The sequence below is a fragment of the Achromobacter sp. KK8 genome (assembly GCF_054188005.1).
Window position 1 is genome coordinate 1587238 of record NZ_CM135178.1, and the last position, 14300, is coordinate 1601537.

Sequence of the window (14300 nt, forward strand, 5' to 3'; positions counted from 1 at the left end):
GCGAGTCAGCGGGCCGGCGTCTGGAAGCTGACTTGACCCGGACGGCCGGGCAGGTTGAGCGTGGCGGTGGCCGGCGGCGTCGTCGCCACCACCTCCCCGGCGCGCAACACCATCAGGCGCGTGGCGCGCAGGCGCAGCGCTTCGACCGGGTCGCGCGCCTGCAGCAGCACCAGGTCGGCGCGCTTGCCCACTTCCAGCCCGGTCTCGTCCAGGCCCAGGATCTTCGCCGGCGTGGCCGTGACGGCCTGGAAACAGGCGCGCATGGCGTCCTGGCCGGTCATCTGCGCCACGTGCAGGCCCATGTGCGCCACTTCCAGCATGTCGCCCGAACCCAGGCTGTACCAGGGGTCCATCACGCAGTCGTGGCCGAACGCCACCGGCACGCCGGCGGCCAGCAGCTCGGGCACGCGCGTCATGCCGCGGCGCTTCGGGTAGGTGTCGTGGCGGCCTTGCAGCGTGATGTTGATGAGCGGGTTGGCGATGGCCGACACGCCGGCCTCGCGCATCAGCGGGATCAGCTTGGACACGTAGTAGTTGTCCATCGAGTGCATCGAGGTCAGGTGCGAGCCCGTGACGCGGCCCTGCAAGCCCAGGCGCTGCGTGTGATAGGCCAGCGTCTCGATGTGGCGCGACAGCGGGTCGTCGCTTTCGTCGCAGTGCATGTCCACGCGCAGGCCGCGTTCGGCGGCCAGTTCGCACAGGATGCGCACCGATTCGGCGCCGTCCTGCATGGTGCGCTCGAAGTGCGGAATGCCGCCGACCACGTCCACGCCCATGTCCAGCGCGCGTTTCAGGTTGTCGAGCGCGCCCGGCGCGCGCAGCACGCCGTCCTGCGGGAAGGCGACCAGTTGCAGGTCCAGGTACGGCTTGACCTTCGCGCGCACGTGCAGCAGCGCTTCCACCGCCAGCAGGCGCGGGTCGCAAACGTCGACGTGCGAGCGGATCGCCAGCAGGCCGCGCGCCACCGCCCAGTCGCAATAGGCCAGCGCGCGCTCGACCAGCGCTTCCTGCGTCAGCAGCGGCTTGAGTTCGCCCCACAGCGCGATGCCTTCGAGCAACGTGCCCGACTGGTTCACGCGCGGCAGGCCGAACGACAGGGTCGAGTCCATGTGGAAGTGGGCGTCGACGAACGGCGAAGTCACCAGCTGGCCGGCGGCGTCGATGGTCTGCGCGGCCTCGGCCTTCAGCGCCGGTTCGAGCGCCGCGATGCGGCCCTGGGCCACGCCGATGTCGATGTGCTGGCGGCCGTCCGGCAGCGTGCAGTTCTTGAGGATCAGATCGAGCATAGTCAAACCTTGTGGATTACCGTTCGCCCTTGCGGTAGGGCTTCATCAGGGCCTGCGGGTAGGCGGCGCGGCGCGCCATCACCACCAGGGCCAGGATGGACAGAATATAGGGCAGCATCAGGTAGACCTGATAGGGCAGCTCGGGCAGGCCCGGCAGCGCCGCCCCGCCCTGCTGCAGCCGCAGTTGCAGCGCGTCGAAGAAAGCGAAGATCAACGCGCCCAGCAGCGCCTTGCCGGGCCGCCACGAGGCGAACACCACCAGCGCCACGCAGACCCAGCCGCGGCCGTTGACCATGTTGAAGAAGAAGGCGTTGAAGGCCGCCAGCGTGAGGAAGCTGCCGGCCACGCCCATCAGCGCCGAGCCGGCGACGATGGCGCCCATGCGCAGCCTGGTCACCGACAGGCCCTGGCCCTCGGCGGCGGCGGGGTTCTCGCCCACCATGCGGATCGCCAGGCCGACCGGGGTGCGGTTCAGCACCCACGCCAGGATCGGCACCGCGGCCAGCGCCAGCAGCGTCATCGGCGTCTGCCCGGCCAGCACCGGGCCGATCAGCGGAATGCCGTCCAGGAACTTCATCTCGGCGAACGGCGTGATCGTCGGCGGCGTGTTCACGCTGGGGAAGGTGACGCGGTAGGCGAAGTAGCTCAGGCTGGTGGCCAGCAGTGTCACGCCCAGCCCCGAGACGTGCTGCGACAGGCCCAGCGGCACCGTCAGCACCGCGTGCAGCAGGCCGAACACGGCGCCCGCCAGCGCGGCCGCCAGCACGCCCACGTACAGCGGCGCGCCCAGGTACACCACCAGCCAGCCGGTGAAGGCGCCGGCGGCCATGATGCCTTCGATGCCCAGGTTCAGCACGCCGGCGCGCTCGCACAGCAGCACGCCCAGCGTGCCCAGGATCAGCGGCGTCGCCAGCCGCAACACCGCGACCCAGAAGGCCGCGGAACTCAACAGGTCCATCCATTCCATGGCGTGCTCCTCAAGCCCGGTTGCGGCGCAGGCGGTACTGCGCGAACAGCGTCGCGACCAGCATGGCGAGCAACGACGTGGCGACGATGACGTCGGCGATGTAGTTCGGCACCGCGATGGCGCGGCTCATGCTGTCCGCGCCCACCAGCATGCCGGCCACGAAAATGCTGGCCAGGATCACGCCCAGCGGATGCAGGCCGGCCAGCATGGCCACCACCACGCCGGTGTAGCCGTAGCCCGGCGACATGTCGAGCGTGACGTAGCCGGTGCGGCCTGCCACCTCGATGGCGCCGGCCAGTCCGGCCAGCGCGCCCGACAGCATGGCCGTGCCCAGCATCACGCGGTTGACCGGCAGGCCCAGGAAGCGCGAGGCGTGCGCGTTGGCGCCGACCGCGCGCATCTGGAAGCCGAACACGGTGTAGCGGTTCAGCAGCCACAGGCCCAGCGCCAGGCCGGCGGCCCATAGCAGGCCGGTGTGGGCGCGGGTGCGCTCGATCAGCTTGCCCAGCTCCAGGTCGGGGTTGAGCGCCACCGATTGCGGCCAGCCCATCGCCATCGGGTCCTTCATGGGGCCGTCCAGCATCATCGAGACGAACAGCAGCACGATGAAGTTGCCCAGCAGCGTGGTCACCACCTCGTCCACGCCCAGGCGCGTCTTGAGCAGCGCCGGGATCAGCAGCAGCAAGGCGCCGGCCAGCGCCGCCGCCAGCATCATGCCGCCGAACAGCGCCGGCAGGGGCAGGTCGAAGCCGGTGCCGTCGTGCAGGCCGCCCACCGCCACGGCGGCCAGCGCGCCCAGGTACAGCTGGCCTTCGGCGCCGATGTTGTAGAAGCGCGCGCGAAAGGCCACGGCGCAGGCCAGGCCGGTCAGCATCAGCGGCGTGGCGCGCGTCAGGGTTTCGGACAGCGCGAACTTGGAGCCGAACGCGCCTTCGAACAGCAGCGCGTAGGTGCGGCCCACCGGCGCGCCGGCCCAGGCCACCAGCAGCGTGCACACCGCCAGCGTAAAGAGGATGGCCGCGATCGGGGCCAGGGCCAGCGCGGCGCGGCTGGGCTCGGGGCGGCGTTCCAGGATCAGTTTCATTCGAGAAATGCTCAGTAGAGGGGGCGCGGCGTCAGGCGCGCGTGCCCGTCATGGCCAGCCCGACGGTGGCGGGCGTCCATTGCGCGACCGGCTTGTCGGCGACCAGCTTGCCGCCGCACAGCACCGCGATGCGGTCGGCCAGCTCGAAGATCTCTTCCAGGTCTTCCGACACCAGCAGGATGCCGGCGCCGCGCCGGCGCGCGGCCAGCAACTGTTCGCGCACGTAGGCCACCGCGCCGATGTCCAGGCCCCAGGTGGGCTGGTCGGCGACGATGAAGCGCGGTTCGCGCGCCAGGGTGCGGCCCAGGATCAGCTTCTGCATGTTGCCGCCCGACAGGCTGCGGGTGCGCACGTCCAGCGAAGCGGCGCGCACGTCGAACTGCCTGGCCAGCGCCGCCGCATAGGCGCGGCCGGCCTTGGCGCGGATCAGCCCGAAGCGCGAGAAGCGCGGGTCCTTCAGATCTTCGACGATGGCGTTTTCCCACAGCGGGCTGTCGCCGATCATGCCTTCGCCGTGGCGGTCCTCGGGGATGCGGCCCACGTGCGCGGCGGTCCAGCCGGCCGGCGTGGTGGGCGCGGCGGCGTGTTCGGGGCCCAGGCGGATGGTGCCGTCGGCGGGCTGGCGCAGGCCGGTCAGCACCGACACCAGCGCCTGCTGGCCGTTGCCGGCGACGCCGGCGATGGCCACGATCTCATGCTTGTGCACCACCAGGTCCAGGCTGTCCAGGCGCGGCGCGCCGCCGCGCGGGTCGCGCACGGTGACCTGCGACAGCGTCACCACCGGCGCGGCCTGGCCGGCCGCCGCCATGGCTTCGGCGTGCGGCATGGCGACCTTGCGGCCCACCATCAGCTCGGCCAGCTCGGCCGGCGTGGTGGCGGCGGTCTCGCGCTCGGCCACCAGCTTGCCCTGGCGCAGCACCGCGACGCGGCGCGACACGGCCATCACCTCGTCCAGTTTGTGCGAAATGAAGATGACGGCCAGGCCCTCGTCGACGAAGCCGCGCAGCGTGGCGAACAGGTCCTGCACTTCCTGCGGCGTGAGGACGGCGGTGGGCTCGTCCAGGATCAGCACCTTGGCGCCGCGGTACAGCGCCTTGAGGATCTCGACGCGCTGCTTTTCGCCCACCGACAGGCTGCCGACGCGCGCGTCCGGATCCACCCCCAGGCCGAAGCGCTGGCCCAGTTCCACCAGGCGGCGGCGCGCCGGGCCGCGGCCCGAGGCCAGCTTCCACAGCGATTCGGTGCCGACCATGATGTTGTCCAGCACGGTCAGGTTGTCGGCCAGCGTGAAGTGCTGGTGCACCATGCCGACCCCCGCCGCCAGCGCGGCGTCGGGCCGGCCCGGCGGCAAGGGTTGGCCGAAGACTTCGATGCTGCCGGCGTCGGCCACGTAGTGGCCGAACAGGATCGACACCAGGGTCGATTTGCCGGCGCCGTTCTCGCCCAGCAGGGCCAGCACTTCGCCTTGCGCCAGCGTCAGCGAGACATCGTCATTGGCCGTCAGGCTGCCGAAGCGTTTGGTGATCCCTGCCAGCCGCAGGGCGAGAGGCGCTTGATTCATCGTGCCGACGACTTGGGTTCTTTGTCGTTGACCTGCACGCTGAAGCTGCCGTCCAGGATGGCCTTCTGCCTGGCCTGCACCTTGGCGATCAGGTCGGCCGGGATCTTGCTTTCGAAGGTGCCCAGCGGCGCCAGCGACGAACCCTTGTATTTCATCAGCGAGTACTGGCCGAAGTCGGCGGCCTTGAAGGTGCCGGCCTTGACCTGCTTGAGCGCCTCGTCAATGGTCGGCTCCATGCTCCACAGCGCCGAGGCCACCACGGTCTCGGGGTACTGCGGCTGGGTGTCGATGACGTTGCCGATGGCCAGCTTGCCGCGTTCCTTGGCGGCGTCCGACACGCCGAAGCGCTCGGCGTACAGCACGTCCGCGCCCTTGTCGATCATGGCGAAGGCGGCTTCCTTGGCCTTCGGGGGATCGAACCACGAACCGATGAAGGTCACGGTGAATTCGGTCTTGGGGTTGATTTCCTTGGCGCCCTCGATGAAGGCCTGCATCAGGCGGTTCACTTCGGGGATGGGGTAGCCGCCCACCAGGCCGATCTTGCCGGTCTTGCTCATGCCGGCGGCGATCATGCCGGTCAGGTAGGCCGGTTCCTGGATGTAGTTGTCGAACACCGAGAAGTTGGGCTGCTGCGGCTTGCCCGAGGAACCCATCAGGAAGGCGGTCTGCGGGTAGTCCTTGGCCACCTTGCGGGCGGCGGCCTCGACCGCGAAGGCCTCGCCCACCACCAGCTTGTTGCCCTGCTCGGCGTACTGGCGCATGACGCGCTCGTAGTCGGCGTTGGTGACGTTTTCCGAGAACGTGTATTCGATTTCACCCCGGTCGCGCGCGGCGGTCAGCGCCTTGTGGATGCGCGACACCCATTGCTGTTCCACCGGCACCGTGTAGATGGCGGCAACCTTGGTCTTGGCGGGCGCCTGGGCCTGGGCGCCGGCCGACAGCAGCAGCGCGCCGGCGGCGGCCGCGGCCAGCTTCAGCAGGCCACGGCGGGCGATGCCGCCGGCGGCCGGGAGGGAAAGGGATTTCATGCGCAAGTCTCCTTCGCGAAGAGGGATAGGAAATGGGAGGGATGGCGGCGATGTCCGGACGTCGCGGTGCGGCACGCGTGGGCGGGCGGGGTCGAAGGCGTGGGATCGGTCATCGGATGGGGGGAGCGCCGGGGCGGCGCGCCCCATCCGAATGGGCGGGTTCGCGGCCAGTCCTGGCGAAGCAAGTTGTATGCCATGGGGCAATCCCGCGACAAGTCGGGGGAATCCTGATGGCCGGGCGGAATTATAGGCACCCCGGCGGGGAAACGTGGCACCAGTATGGTGCGCACCGTCGCGGTGCGTGGACACTTTTCGGCGTGGAACAGCCTGTTGCGGCTGAAAAGGGCCCGAAAGGCCCTGGAAGCCTATCGCCATGCGGCCATCGGCGCGGCCGCGGGCCTAAAATTCCCTGCATAGCGCCGCGTCCTTGCGCGGCAAGCCGGAATCCATCATGCAAGACATTCAATTGCTGCTCGAGCAGTACGGCGGCTGGCTCGTCTTCGCCAACGTGCTGGTCGAGCAGGCGGGCCTGCCCGTGCCCGCCTATCCCATGCTGATCGCCGCTGGCGCCCTGGCCGGCGCGGCCGGCTGGCTGGTGCCGTGGCTGGCGGCCACCGTCGCCTGTCTGCTGGCCGACTCGCTCTGGTACGCGGCCGGCCAGCGCTACGGCTCGCGCCTGCTGGGCGTGATCTGCAAGATGTCGCTGTCGCAGGATTCCTGCATCCGCCAGACCCAGCGGCTGTATCTGCGCATCGGCGTGCGCGCCCTGCTGGTGTGCAAGTTCCTGCCCGGCGCCGGCGCCCTGTCCACCGTGATGGCCGGCCTGACCGGCACGCCGTACCGCCGCTTCCTGGCGTATGACCTGGTGGGCGCCATGATCTGGGCCGGTTCGGCGCTGCTGCTGGGCGGGCTGTTCCACAGCGTGGTCAACGACGTGCTGGACGTGCTGGGCACCTACGGGCCGATGGGCCTGGCCCTGCTGGCCGCGGTGCTGGCGCTGTACATCATTGCGCGCGCCCTGCGGCGCTGGATCCTCAAGCGCAACCTGCGCGTGATTCCGCGGCTGTCGGTGGACGAGCTGATGCAGTGGCGCCAGGACGGCCGCCAGGCGCTGGTGTTCGACGTGCGCCCCGAGGCGGTGCGCGAGGAAGACCGCATTCCCGGCGCCATCGCCGTCGACCTGCGCGCGCCGCTGCCGGCCCTGGAAGCGGGCAGCGAGGAGGCCGACATCGTGGTCTATTGCGCCTGCCCCAACGAGGTCTCGGCCGCGATGCTGGCCGCGCGCCTGCGCGCCGCCGGCTATCCCAACACCTGGGCCCTGCGCGGCGGCTACGAGGCCTGGGCGCGGCACGCGCATCCGGCCTGACGACGTGCCGCGGCGGCGTCTGTCCGGGCCATGGGCGCCCGCGCGGTTGCGGCCCGCGCCCGGCGCCGCCACGGGCGCATAATGGCTCCATCGGCCCGCGCCTTTGACGGGCCAGGGAGACAGGCATGAAGTTGTTGTTCTTGGGCGCCGGCGGTACCGGCGGCTATTTCGGCGGCCGCGCCGCCCAGGCGGGCGCGGACGTGACCTTCCTGGTGCGCGAGGCCCGCGCCGCGCGCCTGCGCGAGCAGGGGCTGCGCATCGAAAGCCCGTTCGGCGACGCCACGCTGCAACCGCAACTGGCCACCGCCGACACGCTGAAGGGCTTCTACGACGTGGTGGTGCTCAGCTGCAAGGCCTATGACCTGCAAAGCGCCATCGACGCCATCCGTCCCGCCGTCGGCCCAGACACCGCGGTGCTGCCCATCATGAACGGCGTGCTGCAGTACGACGTGCTGGACCGCGAATTCGAGCCGCACCGCGTGCTGGGCGGCCTGTGCCAGATCAACGCCACGCTCGGCCCCGAAGGCCAGGTGATCCACCTGGGCAAGCACGCCAGCATCGTCTTCGGCGAACGCGCCGGCCCGGCGCGCAGCGCCCGCTGCGAGGCATTGGCCGAGGCCCTGGCCGGCGGCGAATACGTCAGCCGCCTGAGCGAAAACATCTACCAGGACATCTGGGAAAAATACGTGTTCCTGACGACGCTGGCCGCCGCCACCTGCCTGATGCGCGGCACGGTCGGCCAGATCGCCGCCACCGACGACGGCGCCGACATCGTGCGCGGCCTGCTGCGCGAATCGCAGGCGGTCGCCGCCGCCAGCGGCCACGCGGTGCGGCCCGAGGCCGATGCCAACGCGCTCAAGATCCTGACCGACCCGTCCCAGGCCATGACCGCCTCGATGTTCCGCGACCTGCGCCAGGGCCTGCCGGTCGAGGCCGATCACATCGTCGGCGACATGGTGCGGCGCGCGCGCACGCTGGGGGTGGATGCCACCACGCTGCGCACGGCCTACGCGCATCTGCAGGTCTACCAGGCGCAGCGCGCGGCGGCCTGATGGCGGTGACCCGGGCCCATTGGTGCATGGATTGCAAAAAACTCTTCCACGCCCGTGGGTTCCTGGATCCGATCCGGCCGAATAGTATGGGTTTGCCTGCGCTCCGGACCGCACAGCGCCGCACGTCGCGGCCACCGTCCGGGGCCCACCTTCCAGGAGCAAGACCATGAAAATCGCATTGATCGGAATCACGGGCCGTGTCGGCTCGCGCGTGGCGGACGAGCTGCTCAAGCGCGGCCACCAGGTCACGGGCATCGCCCGTAACCTGGGTGACGTCAACGCCCAGCCCGGCCTGACCATCGAACAGGGCGATGCCACCGATCCGCAGGCGCTGACGCCGCTGCTCAAGGGCCATGACGCCGTAGTCAGCGCCTCGCGCTTCGTGTCGGCCGACGCCAAGCCGCTGCTGGCCGCCGTCAAGGACGCCGGCGTGCCGCGCCTGCTGGTGGTCGGCGGCGCCGGCAGCCTGGAAGTGGCCCCCGGCAAGATGCTGATCGACACGCCGGAATTCCCCGATGCCTACAAGCCCGAGGCGCGCGCCGGCGTGGTATTCCTGGACGTCTTGCGTCAGGAAAAGGTGCTGAACTGGACCTTCCTGTCGCCGTCGGCGCTGTTCGAGCCGGGCGAACGCACCGGCGCCTTCCGCCTCGGCGACGACAGCCTGCTGGTCGATGCCGGCGGCAAGAGCTGGATCTCGATGGAAGACTACGCCATCGCCCTGGCCGACGAGATCGAGACCCCCAAGCACTCGCGCCGCCGCTTTACCGTGGGCTACTGATCCCGCCCGCTCCGGATCGCCCGACGCGGCTCCTTGGACACAAGGGGCCGCGTCATTTTTCAGGCGAAAGCCGCAATGGCGGCAGGGTCGAATCGGCCGGTTTTGTTTGTAAACTGGCAAACCGCCAGCCGGCGTCACGATCCCCCGAGTAGTCAGTATGAGCATGAAGTTCAAATCGTTGGCCCTTTGCCTGCTGCTGGCCGCCAGCTGTGTGGCGCCGGCCCAGGCCGCCGCGCCGCAGTCCAACAAGGACATCGTGGTGGCGTTTTTCCGCATGATGTTCCAGGACCGCGACATCGACGAGGCGGTGCGCCTGTATGTCGGCAAGAACTACATCCAGCACAACCCCTACATGCGCGATGGCGTCGAGCCGATGGTGGACTTCTTCCCCCATTACTTCGAGCAGCATCCGCAGGCCAGCGTCGACATCAAGCGTGTCATTGCCGAGGGCGACCTGGTGATGATCCACAACCTGTGGCGCGAATCCCCCGAAGACCGCGGCCAGGCCGTGGTCGACATCTTCCGGGTCGAGAACGGCAAGATCGTCGAGCACTGGGACGTCAGCCAGGAAATCCCGGAAAACCCCGCCAACAAGAACGGCATGTTCTGAGACCGGTAAATCATGTCCGCCATCGAACCCGTCGACCTGCCACGCGCCTACCTGCTGCTGAACCACGGCCCCACCGTGCTGGTCACCAGCGCCCACGGCGCCGAGCGCAACGTCATGGCCGCGGCCTGGGCCATGCCGCTGGATTTCAGCCCGCCCAAGATGCTGGTGGTGGTGGACAAGAACACCTACACCCGCGCGCTGATCGAGGCCTCCGGCGAATTCGCGCTGTGCATTCCGTCGCGCGCGCAGGCCCAGGCCACCTTGCAGGTCGGCTCGCACTCGGGACGCGACGAAGACAAGTTCCAGGCCAGCGGCCTGGCCACCTTTCCCGCCCGCAGGATCGGCGCGCCGCTGATCGAAGGCTGCCTCGGCTGGCTCGAATGCAAGGTGGTGCCCGAGCCGCATAACCAGCAGGCCTACGACCTGTTCATCGGCGAGGTGGTGGCCGCCTGGGCCGCGCCCGACGTGTTCTCCGGCAACCGCTGGCATTTCAACGACGACGCGCGCCGCTCGGTGCACTACGTCGCGGGCGGCTCGTTCTTCGCCACCGGCGAAGCGTTTTCAGTCGCCGATCCGGAGTAAGCCCATGCGCCGCGTCTACCTTGCCGGCTTCGACGTGTTCCTGCCCGACGCGGTGGCGCATGGCGAGCGGCTCAAGGCGCTGGCGGCCGCGCACGGTTTCGAGGGACTCTACCCGCTGGACAACACGCCGCCGGCCGGCCTGTCCGGCGTGGCGCTGGCGCAATGGATCTACCAGGCCAACGTGGCGATGATCCAGCGCGCCGACCTGGTGATGGCGAATCTCAATCCATTCCGTGGCGCCGAGCCCGATTCGGGCACGGCCTTCGAGGTCGGCTACGCCATCGCCCTGGGCAAGCCGGTGTGGGGCTATACGTCGCAGGCCGGCAGCGTGCGCGAGCAGGTCGCCGTGGGCGTGGCCGCCGACGACGCGGCGCGCGCGGTGGACGCGCAGGGCTACACGGTCGAGGACTTCGGCTTGAACCTGAACCTGATGCTGGCCTGCAGCGCCCGCATCGTGGTGGGCGACGCGGCCGACTGCCTGGCCCGCATGGCGCGCGGCTAGGGCGCCAGCGGCGCCCCGTCGGCGCTGGCCGTCGTCCCGGGCCTCAGGCCGCGCTTGCGCGGCCGGGCTTGCGCGCCGTGGCGCGGGGCCGGGCCTTGACGCTGGCGGTCGGCGTGCCCAGGTATCCCATCACCGCATCCACCACCGCCCCTTCCAGTTGCCGTGGATCGAACCCGGCTGGCGGTTCCAGCGCCACCGCGTGGACCAGCGACTCCATGATGCGCAACACCACATAGGTCGCCAGCTCGCGATCCTGCTGCGCGATCTCTTCGCGATGCAGCTCCAGCAGGTGGCGCATGCGGCGGTGGATGTCCTGGTCGGCGCGGCTGTGATCGCGCGGCTGGTCGAACAGCGGGAATTCGCGTTCCAGCACGCGGTGCAGCGCCGGCTCCAGCAGGTGCGCATGCAGCGAGGCAGCGACGATGGCCGCGACCCGCTCGCGCAGCGTGGCCGCGGGGTTGCCGTCCAGCACCTCGTCGATCAGCGCCAGCATCTGCTTGTCGTGGCGGTCGTGCAGCGCCGCGATCAGCGCGTTCTTGTTCGGGAAGTACTGGTACAGCGAACCGACGCTGACCCCGGCTGTCTCGGCGATCCGGTTGGTGTTGGTGCCGGCGTAGCCGTACTCGGCCAGAACGCGAGCTGTTGCCTGCAGAATGGTGTCCACGGTCTGTTGCGAACGCTGCTGGCGCGGCGATTTACGGGGCTGCGGGATGGCCGTCATTGGGTTCGGGGAAAGCGAGTTTCAAACCTGAGCATCGGTTCATAAAATTTCGATACGCAACTGGAATCGCGTCGAGCACCGGCCGATTATGCCATCGTCGATTGCGGCGAGCGGGCTTGCCGGAAGCGTTCCCCTCTTCCAAGGAATCCTCATGTCGACTTCATCCTCGGCCGCGGCGCTGCCCGCGGCCGGCGGGACCGCGCGTCCCGTTTCCATGCAGATATTGCCCCTGGCGCTGGCGGTCTTCGTCGGTTTTTTCATGGTCGGCCTGCCCATGCCGGTGCTGCCGCTCTACGTCGACGGCGTGCTGGCGCAGGGCGCGCTGGTGGTCGGCATCGTGGCCGGCCTGCAGTTCGCGGCGGCGCTGCTGTCGCGCGCCTGGTCCGGTTCGCTGGCCGATCGTCGCGGCGCCAAGCGCGCCGTGGTCACCGGCTTCCTGCTCGGTTCGGGGGCGGGCCTGCTCTACCTGCTGGCCGACGCGCAGGCGGAGCAACCGCGCGCGGCGCTGGCCGCGTTGATGGCTGGCCGCGCCCTCATGGGCTGCGCCGAAAGCCTGATCGTCACCGGCGCGCTGAGCTGGGGCGTGGGCCGCGTCGGGCCGCAGAACGCGGGGCGCGTGATGGCCTGGATCGGCGTGGCGATCTACGCCGCGTTCGGGCTGGGCGCGCCCGCCGGCATGCAGCTGTACGGCGCGGCCGGTTTCGACGGCATCGCCTGGGCCACGGTATTCATCCCGGTGCTGGCGTTGGCGCTGGTGCTGCCGCAGCGCGGCGTGCCGGCGGCCGGCGGCGTGCGCACGCCGTTCTACCGCGTGCTGGGCCTGGTGATGCTGCCTGGCCTGGGCCTGGCGCTGACCAGCGTCGGCTTCGGCGTCATCACTGCCTTCATCAGCCTGCTGTTCGCCCAGCGCGGCTGGGATGGCGCGGCGTGGATGTTCAGCCTGTTCGGCGTCGGCTTCATCGTGGCGCGGCTGTTCTTCGCGGGGCTGCCCGACAAGCTGGGCGGCGCGCGGGTGGCGCTGGTGTGCGTGTTGATCGAGGCGGCCGGCCAGTGGCTGATCTGGATGGGCCCGACGCCGGCGTGGGCCTTTGCCGGCGCGTTGTTGAGCGGCGCGGGCTATTCGCTGGCGTTCCCGGCCTTCGGCGTGGAGGCGGTGCGGCGCGTGCCGCCGGCCAGCCGCGGCGCGGCCATGGGGGCGTATGTGGCGTTCCTGGACGTGGCGCTGGGCATTGCCAGTCCCGCGGCCGGCTGGTTGGCCGGGATGCGGGGCTATGGGGCGGTCTATGCGCTGGGCGGTGCGTGCGCGCTGGGCGCGGTGTTCGTGGCGATGGCGCTGCGGGGCCGGGTGGCCGCCGCCTAAGCGTCCGAAGACTGGTTTGACGATCGAGGCGCCCGCTATTGCGGGCGCCTTTTTCGTTCAGACCGTGGCGGCCATTTCCAGCACTTCGTCATCGACCGGCTGGGCCTGGCCGTCGCGCAGTTGCTGCAGGTGGTCGGCCAGTTCGGCGATGGTCAGGGCGACCAGGCCGTGCTGGGCGGCATAGCGCTCCAGCGCGGCGCCGCGCATCATGGTGCCGTCGGCGTTCATCAGTTCGCACAGCACGCCGGCCGGACGCAGGCCGGCCAGCGTGGCCAGGTCGACCGAGCCTTCGGTGTGGCCGCGGCGGGTCAGCACGCCGCCGGGCTGGGCCCGCAGCGGGAAGACGTGGCCGGGGCTGACGATGTCGTCGGCCTGGGCGGTGGGCGAGATGGCGGCGCGGATGGTGGTGACGCGATCCACGGCCGACACGCCGGTGCTGACGCCTTCGCGCGCTTCGATCGAGACGGTGAAGGCGGTGGCGAAGCGGCTCTGGTTGCGCTGGACCATGGGGGCCAGGTCAAGGCGGTCGAGGGTTTCGCCGGGCAGGCACAGGCAGACGATGCCGCTGCCGTCGCGGATCAGCTGGGCCATGACGGGCACGGTCAGCTTGTCGGCGGCGACGATGAGGTCGGCTTCGTTTTCGCGGTCGAAGTCATCCATGAGGATGACGGGGCGGCCCAGGCGCAGGTGATGCAGGGCGCGTTGCAGGCGCGCGGCGAAGGGCTGGGCGGCCAGGCTGGGGAGGGGGGACTGCGGGGTAAGGGTAACGTTGGACATTGAAACGCTCTCGCGAAAAAGTGGGCGAAAAACGTTTCAGGGCTAATCGACAGCCGAACGCAAACCGATTGCCCGCGCGTGTGGGGCGCGGACAGGGGGCGTGTGACGGCACATCTTCTCTCATCCGGACTGTGACCGTCGGCCCTGGCATCTCACCAGATCTGCTGACCCCGGTGTCCGTACAGGACGCCGGGCGCTCGCGGGCTCGCCAAGTTGCTTGGCATACCGCCGGTGGGGAATTTCGCCCCGCCCTGAAGACGTACTGCTTGTTTGTCGTGTTAACGACATCGGGGATTTTACGCTGGTCTTGGGGGTGGGGCTGAATATGCTTATTGCGAGTGGGGTTTTGGGTGGGGGTGGGGGTGGGTTCTTAAGACGCCGGGGGTGGCGGGGCTTGGGGGGAGCGGGGCTACGATTGCGGTCCGGAGCGTTCGCTCCGGACTGCCCCTGCCTCAACCTCGTCCGCCTTCGGCTCCCTTCGGTTTCCGTTGGGCGCATCTACACGCCCCGCTCCCCCCAAGCCCCGCCACCCCCGGCTCGGTCGGTTGTCACTTCACGGGCGTGGGGGCGGGTGGCTTGCGTGGCGTTTTGGCCAAGAGCCGGGCTGGGTCGGAGGGGCTTGCGGG

14 protein-coding genes and 1 riboswitch are annotated in these 14300 nt (G+C 69.8%); of the genes, 7 read left to right on the forward strand and 7 right to left on the reverse strand.

Annotated elements, in window-relative coordinates; translation table 11 throughout:
- Window positions 1-5: 5 nt before the first annotated feature.
- The 5 genes from ACVN9Z_RS07365 to ACVN9Z_RS07385 are packed head-to-tail and all read right to left on the reverse strand — an operon-like array spanning window position 6 to window position 5926.
- Entirely contained in the window at window positions 6-1286 is a 1281-nt protein-coding gene (locus tag ACVN9Z_RS07365; protein WP_054506727.1) for an amidohydrolase family protein, read from the reverse strand.
- 16 nt (window positions 1287-1302) lie between these two features.
- The gene (locus ACVN9Z_RS07370) at window positions 1303-2253 is read right to left on the reverse strand and encodes an ABC transporter permease (protein ID WP_006389489.1); all 951 of its coding nucleotides are present in this window, start codon (window positions 2251-2253) and stop codon (window positions 1303-1305) included.
- A gap of 10 nt (window positions 2254-2263) precedes the next feature.
- A complete protein-coding gene (locus ACVN9Z_RS07375; protein ID WP_006389488.1) occupies window positions 2264-3337 on the reverse strand; it encodes an ABC transporter permease in 1074 nt (357 codons plus the stop codon).
- A 31-nt stretch (window positions 3338-3368) separates the two neighbouring features.
- Complete coding sequence (locus ACVN9Z_RS07380) at window positions 3369-4898, reverse strand: ABC transporter ATP-binding protein (protein ID WP_458213283.1); 1530 nt, start codon at window positions 4896-4898, stop codon at window positions 3369-3371.
- The gene (locus ACVN9Z_RS07385; protein WP_024067333.1) at window positions 4895-5926 is read right to left on the reverse strand and encodes a BMP family protein; all 1032 of its coding nucleotides are present in this window, start codon (window positions 5924-5926) and stop codon (window positions 4895-4897) included. The genes ACVN9Z_RS07380 and ACVN9Z_RS07385 overlap by 4 nt, the downstream gene beginning before the upstream one ends.
- A 451-nt stretch (window positions 5927-6377) precedes the next feature.
- On the opposite strand from ACVN9Z_RS07385, the gene ACVN9Z_RS07390 reads away from it, so the two are divergent.
- The 6 genes from ACVN9Z_RS07390 to ACVN9Z_RS07415 all read left to right on the forward strand — a co-directional run bounded on the left by ACVN9Z_RS07390 (window position 6378) and on the right by ACVN9Z_RS07415 (window position 10816).
- Complete coding sequence (locus ACVN9Z_RS07390; RefSeq protein ID WP_024067335.1) at window positions 6378-7292, forward strand: VTT domain-containing protein; 915 nt, start codon at window positions 6378-6380, stop codon at window positions 7290-7292.
- Window positions 7293-7417: 125 nt separating this feature from the next.
- On the forward strand, window positions 7418-8344 hold the full coding sequence (panE, locus tag ACVN9Z_RS07395) for a 2-dehydropantoate 2-reductase (RefSeq protein ID WP_024067336.1): 927 nt from the start codon (window positions 7418-7420) through the stop codon (window positions 8342-8344).
- A gap of 166 nt (window positions 8345-8510) precedes the next feature.
- Window positions 8511-9122: an NAD(P)-dependent oxidoreductase gene (locus ACVN9Z_RS07400; RefSeq protein ID WP_006389483.1), complete on the forward strand. Its 612-nt coding sequence runs from the start codon at window positions 8511-8513 to the stop codon at window positions 9120-9122.
- A 157-nt stretch (window positions 9123-9279) separates the two neighbouring features.
- Window positions 9280-9732: a nuclear transport factor 2 family protein gene (locus ACVN9Z_RS07405; protein WP_006389482.1), complete on the forward strand. Its 453-nt coding sequence runs from the start codon at window positions 9280-9282 to the stop codon at window positions 9730-9732.
- A 12-nt stretch (window positions 9733-9744) separates the two neighbouring features.
- The gene (locus ACVN9Z_RS07410) at window positions 9745-10314 is read left to right on the forward strand and encodes a flavin reductase family protein (RefSeq protein WP_006389481.1); all 570 of its coding nucleotides are present in this window, start codon (window positions 9745-9747) and stop codon (window positions 10312-10314) included.
- Window positions 10315-10318: 4 nt separating this feature from the next.
- Window positions 10319-10816 carry a nucleoside 2-deoxyribosyltransferase gene (locus tag ACVN9Z_RS07415; protein ID WP_038502533.1) on the forward strand — a complete coding sequence of 166 codons (498 nt, stop codon included), beginning with the start codon at window positions 10319-10321 and terminating at the stop codon, window positions 10814-10816.
- A gap of 43 nt (window positions 10817-10859) precedes the next feature.
- Here ACVN9Z_RS07415 and ACVN9Z_RS07420 read toward each other — a convergent pair whose 3' ends face one another.
- Window positions 10860-11537 carry a TetR/AcrR family transcriptional regulator gene (locus ACVN9Z_RS07420; RefSeq protein WP_458213284.1) on the reverse strand — a complete coding sequence of 226 codons (678 nt, stop codon included), beginning with the start codon at window positions 11535-11537 and terminating at the stop codon, window positions 10860-10862.
- 151 nt (window positions 11538-11688) lie between these two features.
- On the opposite strand from ACVN9Z_RS07420, the gene ACVN9Z_RS07425 reads away from it, so the two are divergent.
- Window positions 11689-12897: an MFS transporter gene (locus ACVN9Z_RS07425; protein ID WP_458213285.1), complete on the forward strand. Its 1209-nt coding sequence runs from the start codon at window positions 11689-11691 to the stop codon at window positions 12895-12897.
- A gap of 57 nt (window positions 12898-12954) precedes the next feature.
- On the opposite strand, the gene ribB is transcribed toward ACVN9Z_RS07425, so the two are convergent.
- Entirely contained in the window at window positions 12955-13674 is a 720-nt protein-coding gene (ribB, locus tag ACVN9Z_RS07430; RefSeq protein ID WP_053499765.1) for a 3,4-dihydroxy-2-butanone-4-phosphate synthase, read from the reverse strand.
- Window positions 13675-13782: 108 nt separating this feature from the next.
- Window positions 13783-13937: riboswitch (FMN riboswitch) on the reverse strand.
- Window positions 13938-14300 lie beyond the last annotated feature (363 nt).